The sequence below is a fragment of the Corynebacterium sp. P4-C1 genome, from assembly GCF_030503595.1.
GTDB lineage: Bacteria > Actinomycetota > Actinomycetes > Mycobacteriales > Mycobacteriaceae > Corynebacterium.
This window is the reverse complement of sequence record NZ_CP129966.1, coordinates 1,138,525-1,150,576: the sequence shown is the minus strand read 5'-3', so window position 1 is coordinate 1,150,576 and position 12,052 is coordinate 1,138,525. Positions and strand designations below refer to the sequence as shown.

Annotated in this window: 11 protein-coding genes; 10 read left to right on the top strand and 1 reads right to left on the bottom strand. The window is 65.8% G+C overall.

Translation table 11 applies throughout. The features are described 5' to 3' along the window. Positions 1-28 precede the first annotated feature (28 nt). From ahcY to secA, 8 genes are all read left to right on the top strand, one after another. The gene (ahcY, locus tag QYR03_RS05475; RefSeq protein ID WP_301713243.1) at positions 29-1,489 is read left to right on the top strand and encodes an adenosylhomocysteinase; all 1,461 of its coding nucleotides are present in this window, start codon (positions 29-31) and stop codon (positions 1,487-1,489) included. A 12-nt stretch (positions 1,490-1,501) separates the two neighbouring features. Beyond that, a complete protein-coding gene (locus QYR03_RS05470) occupies positions 1,502-2,125 on the top strand; it encodes a dTMP kinase (RefSeq protein ID WP_301713244.1) in 624 nt (207 codons plus the stop codon). 60 nt (positions 2,126-2,185) lie between these two features. After that, positions 2,186-2,869: an MtrAB system response regulator MtrA gene (gene mtrA / locus QYR03_RS05465; protein WP_301713245.1), complete on the top strand. Its 684-nt coding sequence runs from the start codon at positions 2,186-2,188 to the stop codon at positions 2,867-2,869. 111 nt (positions 2,870-2,980) lie between these two features. Further along, positions 2,981-4,582 (top strand): MtrAB system histidine kinase MtrB, encoded by a 1,602-nt coding sequence (gene mtrB / locus QYR03_RS05460; protein WP_301979005.1) that lies wholly within the window; start codon positions 2,981-2,983, stop codon positions 4,580-4,582. Further along, positions 4,579-6,336: an LpqB family beta-propeller domain-containing protein gene (locus tag QYR03_RS05455; RefSeq protein ID WP_301713246.1), complete on the top strand. Its 1,758-nt coding sequence runs from the start codon at positions 4,579-4,581 to the stop codon at positions 6,334-6,336. Before mtrB ends, QYR03_RS05455 begins: the two co-directional genes overlap by 4 nt. Further along, a complete protein-coding gene (locus tag QYR03_RS05450) occupies positions 6,333-6,941 on the top strand; it encodes a ComF family protein (RefSeq protein ID WP_259849634.1) in 609 nt (202 codons plus the stop codon). The genes QYR03_RS05455 and QYR03_RS05450 overlap by 4 nt, the downstream gene beginning before the upstream one ends. 112 nt (positions 6,942-7,053) lie before the next feature. Next, complete coding sequence (gene raiA / locus QYR03_RS05445; RefSeq protein WP_301713247.1) at positions 7,054-7,737, top strand: ribosome-associated translation inhibitor RaiA; 684 nt, start codon at positions 7,054-7,056, stop codon at positions 7,735-7,737. 249 nt (positions 7,738-7,986) lie between these two features. Next, positions 7,987-10,536, top strand: coding sequence for a preprotein translocase subunit SecA (secA, locus tag QYR03_RS05440; RefSeq protein WP_301713248.1), 2,550 nt, complete (start codon positions 7,987-7,989; stop codon positions 10,534-10,536). Between the two features lie 34 nt (positions 10,537-10,570). Here the strand turns inward: secA and QYR03_RS05435 are convergent, their stop codons facing one another. Further along, positions 10,571-11,077 carry a hypothetical protein gene (locus tag QYR03_RS05435; RefSeq protein WP_301713249.1) on the bottom strand — a complete coding sequence of 169 codons (507 nt, stop codon included), beginning with the start codon at positions 11,075-11,077 and terminating at the stop codon, positions 10,571-10,573. 65 nt (positions 11,078-11,142) lie between these two features. Between QYR03_RS05435 and QYR03_RS05430 the strand changes: the two genes are divergently transcribed. Both QYR03_RS05430 and QYR03_RS05425 read left to right on the top strand, forming a co-directional pair. Beyond that, on the top strand, positions 11,143-11,553 hold the full coding sequence (locus QYR03_RS05430) for an HAD-IA family hydrolase (protein WP_301713250.1): 411 nt from the start codon (positions 11,143-11,145) through the stop codon (positions 11,551-11,553). Then, entirely contained in the window at positions 11,553-12,047 is a 495-nt protein-coding gene (locus QYR03_RS05425; RefSeq protein WP_301713251.1) for a hypothetical protein, read from the top strand. Before QYR03_RS05430 ends, QYR03_RS05425 begins: the two co-directional genes overlap by 1 nt. Positions 12,048-12,052 lie beyond the last annotated feature (5 nt).

The window sequence follows — 12,052 nt, the reverse complement described above, 5'->3', positions numbered from 1 at the left end:
GCGGCGCGCCACCAAGGAGAAAGAGTTCATGAACCAGGACGCCAGCCAGGACTTCAAGGTCGCCGAACTGTCGCTGCACGAGGCAGGCCGAAAGCAGATCGATCTGGCCGAGCACGAGATGCCGGGCCTGATGCAGCTGCGCCGTGAATACGCCGAGGAGCAGCCGCTGGCTGGTGCCCGCATTGCCGGCGCGATCCACATGACCACCCAGACTGCGGTGCTCATCGAGACCCTGACGGCGCTCGGGGCCGAGGTGCGCTGGGCGTCCTGCAACATCTTCTCCACCGAGGACCCGGCGGCGGCCGCCATCGTGGTGGGCAAGGACGGCACCCCGGAGGATCCGAAGGGCGTGCCCGTGTTCGCGTGGAAGGGCGAGACCCTCGACGAGTACTGGTGGTGCATGAAGCAGATCTTCAGCTGGGGCGAGCGCGACGGCGCGAAGATCTACCCGAACATGATTCTCGACGACGGCGGTGACGCCACCATGGCCGTGATCAAGGGTGCGGAATTCGAGAACGCGGGCGCGGTCCCGTCGGCGTCCGACACCGACTCGGACGAGCAGGTCGCCTTCTTCGCCATGCTGCGCGAGACGCTGGCGGAGGACGCTTCCAAGTGGACCGAGACCGCCAAGAACGTCAAGGGCGTGACCGAGGAGACCACCACGGGTGTCCACCGCCTGTACCACTTCGCCAACGAAGGCACCCTGCCGTTCCCGGCGATGAACGTCAACGACGCGGTGACCAAGTCCAAGTTCGACAACCGTTACGGCACCCGCCACTCCGTCATCGACGGCCTCAACCGCGGCACCGACATGCTCATCGGCGGCAAGAAAGCGCTCGTCTGCGGCTACGGCGATGTGGGCAAGGGCGTCGCCGAGGCCCTCGACGGCCAGGGCGCGGTCGTGTCCGTCACCGAGGCCGACCCGATCAACGCGCTGCAGGCGCTCATGGACGGCTACAACGTCGTCACCGTCGACGACGCGATCGCGGACGCGGACATCATCATCACCGCCACCGGCAACTTGGGCATCATCACCTTCGACGACATGCTCAAGATGAAGGACCACGCCGTTCTGGGCAATATCGGCCACTTCGACAACGAGATCGACATGGCCTCCCTGCTGCACCGCGAGGACGTCACCCGCCTGAACATCAAGCCGCAGGTCGACCTGTTCACCCTGCCCAGCGGAAATTCCATCATCGTGCTCTCCGAGGGGCGCCTGCTCAACCTGGGCAACGCCACCGGCCATCCGTCGTTCGTGATGTCCAACTCGTTTGCCGATCAGACCATCGCGCAGATCGAGCTGTACACGAACAACAGCCAGTACGAGAACCAGGTGTACCGCCTGCCGAAGATCCTCGACGAGAAGGTGGCACGCATCCACGTCGAAGGTCTCGGCGGCACCCTGACGGAGCTGACCAAGGAACAGGCCGAGTACATCGGCGTTGACGTCGCCGGCCCGTTCAAGCCCGAGCACTACCGCTACTAAGCCTGCGCCGCCATGATCATTGCTCTCGAAGGGATCGACGGAGCGGGCAAGCACACACTGGTCCAGAAGCTGATCCGCGAACTAGCGGCCGCCGACGGGATCGACAGTGTGGCGACCATGTCGTTTCCGCGCTACAACGAGTCCCTCCACGCCCAGCTCGCCGCTGACGCGCTGCACGGGAAAATGGGTGATCTCACCGAATCCGCCCACGGCATGGCAGTCATGTTCGCCCTCGACCGGTACGGGGCGAAAGAGGAGTTGGGGCTCTGGGCAGCGTCGATAAGCGATGTGCTCCTGCTCGACCGCTATGTCGCCTCGAATGCGGCGTACACGTCGGCGCGCACGGGGCGTATCGACGACCGCGCGTGGGTCGCCGAGCTCGAATTCGACCGGCTCGGCCTGCCACGGCCGGACCTGCAAGTCCTCGTGGACACCGCGCCGGAGACCGCCCGCGAACGCGCCGCGAAACGCGAAAGCCTCGACGCCTCGCGCACCCGCGACCGCTACGAACGCGACACCAGCCTGCAGGACGCGACGTTCGCCGCCTACGAGGACATGGCGCGCACCAGCTGGGAGGGCCGGTGGATCCGCGCGACCGAGGCAGCACCTATCATTCAAGCTGTAAAGGCCCATTAGGGTCCACCCGCCAGCTAACGTGTGCGGTAACGCAACGCAGCAAGGAGCACCGAGATACCGATGATGCCCAAGATCCTCGTCGTGGACGATGACCCCGCCATCTCCGAGATGCTGACAATTGTGCTGGAGGCGGAGGGATTCGAAGCCAAGCCTGTCGTCGACGGGCTCGAGGCCATCCCCGCTTTCCGCAGCTACCAGCCGGACCTGATCCTGCTGGACCTGATGCTGCCGGGCATGAGCGGCGTGGACATCTGCAAGGAGATCCGCAAGGAATCCAACCTGCCGATCGTCATGCTCACCGCCAAGACGGACACCGTCGACGTTGTTCTGGGCCTCGAATCCGGCGCGGACGACTACATCACCAAGCCGTTCAAGCCGCGCGAGCTCATCGCACGCATCCGCGCGCGCCTGCGCCAGACCAACGAGGAGCCTAGCGAGATCCTGGAGATCGGGGACCTCACCATCGATGTGCCGCAGCACATCGTCACCCGCGGCGAGACCGAGATCAACCTCACCCCGCTCGAATTCGACCTGCTGGTGGAGCTGGCGCGTAAGCCGCAGCAGGTGCACACCCGCGAGGAACTCCTCGAATCGGTGTGGGGCTACCGAAACGCTTCCGACACCCGCTTGGTCAACGTCCATGTGCAGCGCCTGCGCTCTAAGATCGAGCATGACCCGGAAAACCCCGAGATCGTCCTCACTGTGCGCGGCGTGGGCTACAAGACTGGACGGTCGGGGGTGTAACAGACCCTGGCTACCTCACTCAGACGGGCCAGGGAGAGCCTTGGCCAGCGGTGGCGGACCTCGCTGCAGGTCCGGTTCGTGGGCACAGTGCTCATCGTTTCCGCAATCGTCATGGGCGTGCTCGCCTTGGCGCTCGCCTCAGTGGTGACGCAGCGCCTGGTCAACCTGAAGGTCGAGAACGCCCAGAATGACCTCGAGCGCGTCCGCGCCACGGTCGAGGAGCAGCTGCGCAACACTTCAGCCTCCGGCGCATCGCCGCAGAGTCGCCTGAACACCGCCCGCGCGGCCCTGGCGCAGCGCTCCCAGCAGGACCAGCCCGCCGCCGGCGCCTACGAGCCCGTGCTGGTGCTGCCGCAGAGCAACGGGATGATCACTTCGCCGGAGGATTTCACTATTCCGCCGCGGCTCGTGGAATTCGTCGGGCAGAGTCAGGTGGCCTACCAGTTCAACCCCGTCAACAGCGGGGGACGGATTTACGACGCCCTGATCATCGGCACCCCGACGAATTCCGATATTGAGGGGCTGCAGCTCTACCTGGTCATGGACATGCAGTCCGAGCGCCAGACACTCGCGCTCATGCGGGGCCTCCTCACCTCCGCCGGCATCGTGGTCGTCGTCCTGCTCGTGGGCATCGCATGGCTGTCCTCGCAGCAGCTGGTTGCCCCGGTGAGGTCCGCCTCGCGCATCGCGGAGCGCCTCGCCGCCGGCCACCTGCGTGAGCGCATGGCTGTCGAGGGTGAGGACGAGATGGCGCGCCTGGCCCTGTCCTTCAACGACATGGCCGACAACCTGTCCAGCAAGATCACCCAGCTGGAGGAGTACGGCGACCTGCAGCGGCAGTTCACCTCCGATGTCTCCCACGAGCTGCGCACACCGCTGACCACCGTGCGCATGGCCGCCGACATGATCGCCGGAGACGAGGAAAACCTGGAGCCGCACACCCAGCGCGCCTCCCAGCTGATGATCCGCGAGCTCGACCGCTTCGAGGCCCTGCTCGCAGACCTGCTGGAGATTTCACGCCACGACGCCGGCGTGGCCGACCTGTCCTCCGCCACCATGGACGCGCGCTCGCCGGTCGAGTCCGCGTGGGCCCAGACATCCGTGCTGGCCGAGGAACTCGATGTCGCCGTCGAATTCGACATGCCCGATGAACCGGTGCAGATGGTCGGCGATGCCCGCCGGATCGAGCGCATCGTGCGCAACCTGCTGGCCAACGCCATCGACCACTCCGAGGGCAACCCCGTCTGCGTTGAGCTCGCCGCCAGCGACGATGCCGTGGCCATCACTGTCACCGACGGCGGCGTGGGCTTGAAACCGGGGCAGGAGGAACTGGTGTTCAACCGGTTCTGGCGCGCCGACTCCTCCCGCAAGCGCCACTCCGGCGGCACCGGCTTGGGTTTGGCCATCGCACGCGAGGATGCCCAGCTGCACCACGGCACCCTCGATGCCGCCGGCACCGCCGGTGTCGGCTCCCAGTTCCGCCTCGTGCTGCCGCGCGATCCGGAGGTCGGTTTCACCAAGGCGCCGCTGCCGCTGCGCGCTCCCGGCGCGCCCGAGGACCAACCCGCGCTGGAGCTCGTGCACACCAACCGCCATGAGGAGCCGGAGTCTCCGGAGATACCGCAGGACCCCGAATCCGCGGGCACGGCCGAAGCGGAGGAGCCGCACGGTGCTGAAGCCGCCGCCCCGGATGAAAAGGAGCGCGAGCAATGATGGGTTCCCGTCGACCGTTGAAGAGGAACACGGCGCGCGCTGTGGCGTCGCTGTTCTCCGCCGTGGCGCTGTTCTCCGCCGCGGGATGTGCCACGCTGCCCACGAGTACCGAGCCGCATGTGATCGAGACTTTCGAGGGCCGGCCGGATCCGCAGTTGGATTTGGAGCCGACGAAGGACGCGGAGCCGGACCTGCTGCTGCGCGAGTTCTTCGCCGCTTCCGCCAACCCGTCGGTCAACTACGAGGCCGCGCGCCGGTACCTCACTCAGCCGATGGGCCAGGCGTGGGAGCCGAGCGAGGACATCCTCGTCCTGGACACATTCGAGTTGACCTCCCGCCCCATGACGGATCAGGAGAAGCGCTCGTACCAGGTGGAGGGCCGCATCATCGGCCGTCTCGGCCCGGGCGGCGTCTTCCACCCCGAGAACCAGCTGTACCAGGCCACGATGGAGCTCGTCTTAGAGGACGGCCAGTGGCGCATCGAGAGCTTGCCTAACGACGTCGTCGTGGACCGCATCGAGCTGCGCAACCACTACGAGCCCCGCAACGTCTACTTCTACGATTCCACAGGGCAAGCCTTAGCCCCCGACCGCCGTTGGGTCTACTCCGCAGGGGTCTCGCGGGAGGACGCGATGCTCAACATGCTCATCGAAGGGCCGTCGAACGTCATTGCCCCGGCAGTGACCAACGCCGCTGCGTCCGATTTGACCTACACTGGCTCCAACGACGGCGTGTACCGCTTCACCGGAGGTGCGGACACCGACGACAAGACCCGCGCACGTTTCGCAGCGCAGGTGGTGTGGACCCTCGCCTCCGCCGGCGTGCCGGGGCCCTACCCGGTCACCCTCAACGGCGTGCCGCTGGTGGGGGAGAAGACCGAACTGACCACCGACGAGTTCCGGGACCTCGACCCAGTCAAGACACGCGATGGTGGACCGGAGCTGTACACCCTCAGCGACGGCGCAGTGACAAGCCTGTCCAACCTCGGTGACGGTGAAGAACCCGTCGTGGAGCCCGTCGAATCCTTCAAGGAGCTAGGCAGCATCTCGTCCGTGGACATCGGGGACAAAGGTAACTACGCCGCCGTGAGCAACGTCAGCGACAACGAGCAGGCCCTGATCCTCGGAGTCGTGGACAGCGGCAGCAAGGAAGTCCAGCGCGCCGGGAGCTTCACCCGCCCCACGCTGGAACCGGACCACGCTTCCGCGTGGGTCGTCGCCGACGGCAAGGGCGTCATTCGCGCGGAGCGCTCCACCGCGACCGAAGAAGTGAATGTGAGCAGCGTCCAGGTGGAGCTGCCGGAGGACGTAGACGGGGAGATCACGGTCCTGCGGTTGTCCAGCAGTGGCGCGCGCGTGGCCATGATCGTCGACGGCCATCTCGTTGTCGGTGTGGTGGAGCGGCGCGAGAACGGACAGCGTGCGGTTGTCAACACCGCCAAATACGCGGAGTCGGAACTCGGCGGCGCCGCGGTGAGCGTGGACTGGCAGCCGGACGGCTCGTTGCTCGTGGGCACGTCCGCCACCCAACGCCCAATCGTCCGTGTGGAGCAGGACGGGTCCACGGTGACGGCGTTGCCGTCTGGGAATGTCGGCGGCCCGGTGGTCGCGGTCGCCGCCACCGCAGACATGATGTACATCACCGATTCGAAGGTGCTGATGCGCATGCCGCTGCCCACGAGGGACTCGCTGAACTGGCGTGAGGTCCCCGGCCAGCAAGGTGTGCGCGCCGCACCGGTTGTGCCGCGGCCGTGATCGCCGAACTGCTCTTCCCGCGCCAGTGCGCCGGATGCCGTGCACCCGGGCAGAAACTCTGCGGGCGCTGCCGGAAGCAGCTCGCGTCGCCGCCCTTCCGTGTCTCCCCGCGCGTTCCGGTCCACGCTCCGGTGTACGCGCTGGGGACGTATTCCGATCCGCACCGCGGAGTGATCCTGGCGATGAAGGAGCGCAACAACCTCGCCGTCCGCCGCGACATCGGCGCCGTGCTCGGTGCCGCGCTGTCTCACCTCGAGGCGGCGGGGGAGCTGCCGAACCGCACAGCGCTGGTGCCGGCCCCGACGCGGCCGTCGTCGGCCCGCTCCCGCGGCGGCGACCCAGTGGCCGCGGTCTGCGGCTTTTCCGGCCGCCGGGTGCACAACGTGCTGCGCCTAGCGGAGGGGACACCTGACCAGGGCGGGCTCGATGAAGCCGGCCGCAGGCGCAACCTCGAAGGCAATGTCTTCCTCGGAGGAGTTCCGCGCGGCCCCGTGGTCGTGGTCGATGATGTGGTGACGACGGGGGCGACGCTCCAAGCGAGCGTCGAAAAGCTGCTTGCTCGGGGTGCCGACGTGCGGGCGTGCCTCGTTCTCGCCGCCGCCTAGAAGACGCGTTACTAACGTGTGAACTCATGGAAACGGGCGAATGAAAGGCGGTATAATTCTAAGTAGAGCGAGCCATCGCGTTCGACGTGTCCGACCAGAAGGAGGAAAGCAGATGACCTCTGCAAACGAGCACAACAACGAAGCCCTGAGCCCCAACGCGCAGGTGACCATCACGGGCCGAAACGTCGAAGTCCCGGAGCACTTCCAGGAGCGCGTGAACGGGAAGCTGGCCAAGATCGAGAAGCTTGACCCGACGCTGACCTTCTTCCACGTCGAGCTGCAGCACGAGCCGAACCCGCGCCGTGAAGCGCAGGCTAACCGCATCCAGATCACCGCCACCGGCAAGGGCCACCTCGCCCGCGCCGAGGCCAAGGAAGACAGCTTCTACGCTGCACTCGAATCCGCGGTGGGCAAGATGGAGCGCTCCCTGCGTAAGGTGAAGGTCCGCCGCGAGATCTCCATGGGCGGCCACCGCAAGCCGAAGTCCACCGGCCAGATCGCGGCCGAGCTCGCCGCTGAGGCTGAGCAGGCCCGCGCGGCACAGGAGCAGGAGGCGACGGCTGACCCGTACGCGGGCCAGATCGAAGAGCAGCTTCCGGGCCAGGTCGTGCGCACCAAGGAGCACCCGGCCACCCCGATGAGCGTCGATGACGCCCTGTCCGAGATGGAGCTGGTGGGTCACGATTTCTACCTGTTCATCAACTCTGAGAACGACCGTCCGTCCGTGGTGTACCGCCGCCACGCATACGACTATGGCTTGATCACCCTGGTCCCCGAGGAGGGCAACGCCGAGTAGGTGACTGGCCGCGGGGGAGCCGAGCCGTTCCTCCGCTGAACTTTCCGCCCGTTTTCCCGTGCGCGATGCCGGGAAACGGGCTCCGGCATTTTCACAGCCGACTAGCAGGACAACAGCACGCCTGAAAGTGGTTCTGAATCCGTGCGTGCGTACAATGGCGGTTTGAATAACGAGCAGGGCTGTCTCTTTTTTCTTCATTGCAGTTCTCCGCTCGCGACAGATGTATCCAACGGGTAAAGGAAGCACAACGTGTTCGGACTGTCCAAGCTGCTGCGCGCCGGCGAAGGCCGCACAGTCAAGCGCCTTTCCAAGATCGCGGACGACGTTCTCGCCCTCGAGGACGAATACGCCGCGTTGACTGACGACGAGCTCAAGGCGAAGACCGCCGAGTTCAAGGAGGCGCTCGCGTCGGGCAAGAGCATGGACGACATCCTTCTCGACGCGTTCGCCACCGCCCGTGAGGCGTCGTGGCGCGTGCTGGGGCAGAAGCACTACAAGGTCCAGATCATGGGTGGTGCCGCGCTGCACTTCGGTTCCGTCGCCGAGATGAAGACCGGTGAGGGCAAGACCCTGACCTCCGTGCTGCCCGCGTACCTCAACGGCCTCGAAGGCAAGGGCGTTCACATTGTCACGGTGAACGACTACCTGGCCAAGCGCGACGCGGAGATGATGGGCCGCGTCCACCGCTTCCTGGGACTCGAGGTCGGCGTGATCCTGTCCGAGATGCGCCCGCCGGAGCGCAAACAGGCCTACAGGGCCGACATCACCTACGGCACGAACAACGAGCTGGGCTTCGACTACCTGCGCGACAACATGACCAAGTCGGTCGACGACATGGTGCAGCGCGGCCACAACTACGCCATCGTCGACGAGGTCGACTCGATTCTTATCGACGAAGCCCGTACCCCGCTCATCATTTCCGGCCCGGTCGACGGCTCCAGCCAGTTCTACACCGTGTTCGCCCAGCTCGCCCCGCGCATGCGCGAGGGTATCCACTACGAGGTGGACACGCGCAAGCGCACCGTCGGTGTCTCCGAGGAGGGCGTGGAATTCGTCGAGGACCAGCTCGGCATCGACAACCTGTACGCGCCGGAGAACTCCCAGCTGGTGAGCTACCTCAACAACGCGCTGAAAGCGAAGGAACTCTTCGAGCGCGACAAGGACTACATCATCCGCAAGGGCGAGGTTCTCATCGTCGACTCCTTCACCGGCCGCATTCTGCCGGGCCGCCGCTACAACGAGGGCATGCACCAGGCCATCGAGGCCAAAGAGGGCGTGGAGATCAAGAACGAGAACCAGACCCTCGCCACGGTCACACTGCAGAACTACTTCCGCCTCTACGACAAGCTCGCCGGCATGACCGGTACCGCCGAGACCGAGGCGGCCGAGCTGAACCAGATCTACAAGCTCGGTGTCGTGGCGATCCCGCCGAACAAGCCGAACATCCGCCAGGACAAGGACGACCTGATCTACAAGACCCAGGAAGCCAAGTTCGCCGCGGTGGCGGAAGACATCGCCGAGCACGTGGAGAAGGGGCAGCCGGTTCTGGTGGGCACCACCTCCGTGGAGCGCTCGGAGTACCTGTCCCAGCTGCTGACCCGCAAGCACATCAAGCACAACGTCCTCAACGCGAAGCAGCACGAGGAAGAGGGCCGCATCATCGCCGAGGCGGGCCTGCCGGGCAACGTCACCGTGTCCACGAACATGGCCGGCCGCGGCACCGACATTGTGCTGGGCGGCAACCCCGAAGTCCTGCTCGACGCGAAACTCCAGGAGCAGGGCCTCGACCCCTTCGAGGACGAAGAGGCGTACCAGGAAGCGTGGGACGAGCAGCTGCCGAAGGCGAAGGAGCGCTCCAGGGAACTCGGCGACCAGGTGCGTGAGGCCGGCGGCCTCTACGTCATCGGCACCGAGCGCCACGAGTCCCGCCGCATCGATAACCAGCTGCGCGGCCGCTCCGGCCGTCAGGGTGATCCGGGTGAGACCCGTTTCTACCTCTCCATGCGCGACGACTTGATGGTCCGCTTCGTTGGCGCGTCCATGGAGAACATGATGAACCGCCTCAACGTCCCGGATGATGTCCCGATCGAGGCGGGCATGGTCTCCCGTTCCATCAAGGGCGCCCAGTCTCAGGTGGAGAACCAGAACTTCGAGACCCGCAAGAACGTCCTCAAATACGACGAGGTGCTCAACGAGCAGCGCAAGGTCGTCTACCGCGAGCGCCTGGAGATCCTGAAGTCGAAGGACATCAAGGACCAGATCCGCAGCATGATCGACGACACCATCGGCGCGTACGTTGACGGCGCCACCTTCGACGGCTACGTCGAGGACTGGGACCTCGAGGAGCTGTGGAATGCACTCGACTCGCTGTACGGGCCGACGATCACTCCGCAAGAGCTTATCGACGGCTCCGAGTACGGCTCCCCGGGCGAGCTCACCTCCAGCCAGCTGCGCCAGGCCGTGCTTGACGACGCCCACAGCTCCTACGACAAGCTCGAGGAGAACGTCGTCGCCATCGGCGGCGAAGCCCAGATGCGCAATGTGGAGCGCATGGTGATTCTGCCGATCATCGACACCAAGTGGCGCGAGCACCTCTACGAGATGGATTACCTCAAGGAGGGCATCGGCCTGCGCGCGATGGCTCAGCGCGATCCGCTGGTCGAGTATCAGAAGGAAGGCGGCGACATGTTCAATGCCATGAACGATGGCGTGAAGGAAGAGACGGTCCGCCAGCTGTTCATGCTGCGCAAGCAGTTCGATCAGCAGGAGCAGCCGGAGAGCGGCACCGCGCAGGCGTAGTCCCGGCTGGAGTCCGGCTACAGGCTCGTGTCCTTCACAGAACCCGGAAGGACACGAGCCTGTTCGCGTTGACGCGGGCGACCCAGGCGTAGCGCTCGCCCTCGGACTCGGCTGTGCCGTAGTACTCCTGGCCGCGCCTCCGGCTGCTGGACACCTGCACAATGCCCGGCGGCAGCCCGCCGGTGCGGCGGGCGCGCACATAGGTGCGCACCATCGGGGCGAATGCGCGCTTCTGCAGCGTCTTGATGTCCCGGATGCCGAATGCGGCGTCGAGCGCCATGCGGATCAGCGGGGAGAACGTCGGTGTGTCGCCGGACGGCCCGATGAACGGTGCCGGTGGGGCGGCGCGGTTGTCCGGGGCGGGCAGTAGCACCTTCAGGTGCGTGTGGCCGGGGACTGGGTAATACGTGTTCAAGTGGAGGCCTCCGTTGTGCAGGCGGCCGGCGAGCGTGTCGCGGCCGCTCACCCCGGGGGCGGACGCGGCGTGGGCTAGGTAGTATTGTGCCAGGATTCGGACTGGTTGTCCGGAAAAATCGGTCACCCGGTGTCTACTTCAGTAGACACCGGGTGGGCAGCGAAGAACGAAACGAGGAAACGGGGTCGTTGATGCAGGGTTTGATCATTGATTACGTCGGGGTGCTCGACGCGGACGCGGAGGACATCAAGCGCTGGCACACACTGCTAGCGGAGCTCAAGGCCCACGACGTCAAGACTGCGATCCTGTCGAATGACCCGGGCGGGCCCGACGCTGACCAGATCCGTGAGTGGGAATTCCGCGGCCACGTCGACGCTGTCGTGCTCTCCGGTGAGATCGGCGCGGAGAAGCCGGAAAAAGCGGCGTTCCAGGCGGCGGCCGATGCCCTCGGGCTGACGCTGGAGGAGTGCACCATGATCGACGACGACATCCTCAACGTCCGCGGGGCAGTCGAGGCCGGCCTGATCGGCATCTTGCACACTGCATTCGACCGCACCGCCGTCGAGATCCAGTCCCTGTTCGGCATCGAGGGCGAGTTCTAGTGCGCGTCTACATTCCCGCCACGTTCGCGATGCTCAAGGAACTCGACGCGGACGGCACCGTCCACGCCCGCGGCGGCTGGGGCTTTGCCGCCACGCCGGCTCTCACCGAGTTCTTCACCTCCGGCGACGAAGAGGAGATCGAGGCCGTCGCGTTCGACGATGCCGCGCTCGCTTCCCTCCGCCTGTTGGCCATCGGCGATGAGCCGGACTTCCCGCACCGCCGCGTGGTCATCTCCGCCGATGTCGAGGCCGCCGCGGAACCGGAAATGGGGGAGTCCGTGGTCAAGCTCTCCGTTCCCGTCTCCCTCGAGGATGTCGCCGCAATCCACGTGGACATCGCCGACGCAGAGGAGGCCACGAAGCGGGCCACCGAGCTTATCGACGCTGCCGATCTCGGCGACCAGGACGCCGAGCTCGCCGTGGGCGATGCGCAGGACAACTACTTGGCCTTCTACGATCCGACTGAGCTGCCGTTCCTCGTCGAGCTGCTGTAACTGTG

Excerpts from the sequence above, each read along its gene's own strand:
- mtrB (WP_301979005.1), top strand. The coding sequence starts at position 2,981 with ATGGGCGTGCTCGCCTTGGCGCTCGCCTCAGTGGTGACGCAGCGCCTG.
- mtrA (WP_301713245.1), top strand. The coding sequence starts at position 2,186 with ATGATGCCCAAGATCCTCGTCGTGGACGATGACCCCGCCATCTCCGAG.
- QYR03_RS05455 (WP_301713246.1), top strand. The coding sequence starts at position 4,579 with ATGATGGGTTCCCGTCGACCGTTGAAGAGGAACACGGCGCGCGCTGTG.
- ahcY (WP_301713243.1), top strand. The coding sequence starts at position 29 with ATGAACCAGGACGCCAGCCAGGACTTCAAGGTCGCCGAACTGTCGCTG.
- raiA (WP_301713247.1), top strand. The coding sequence starts at position 7,054 with ATGACCTCTGCAAACGAGCACAACAACGAAGCCCTGAGCCCCAACGCG.
- QYR03_RS05470 (WP_301713244.1), top strand. The coding sequence starts at position 1,502 with ATGATCATTGCTCTCGAAGGGATCGACGGAGCGGGCAAGCACACACTG.
- QYR03_RS05430 (WP_301713250.1), top strand. The coding sequence starts at position 11,143 with ATGCAGGGTTTGATCATTGATTACGTCGGGGTGCTCGACGCGGACGCG.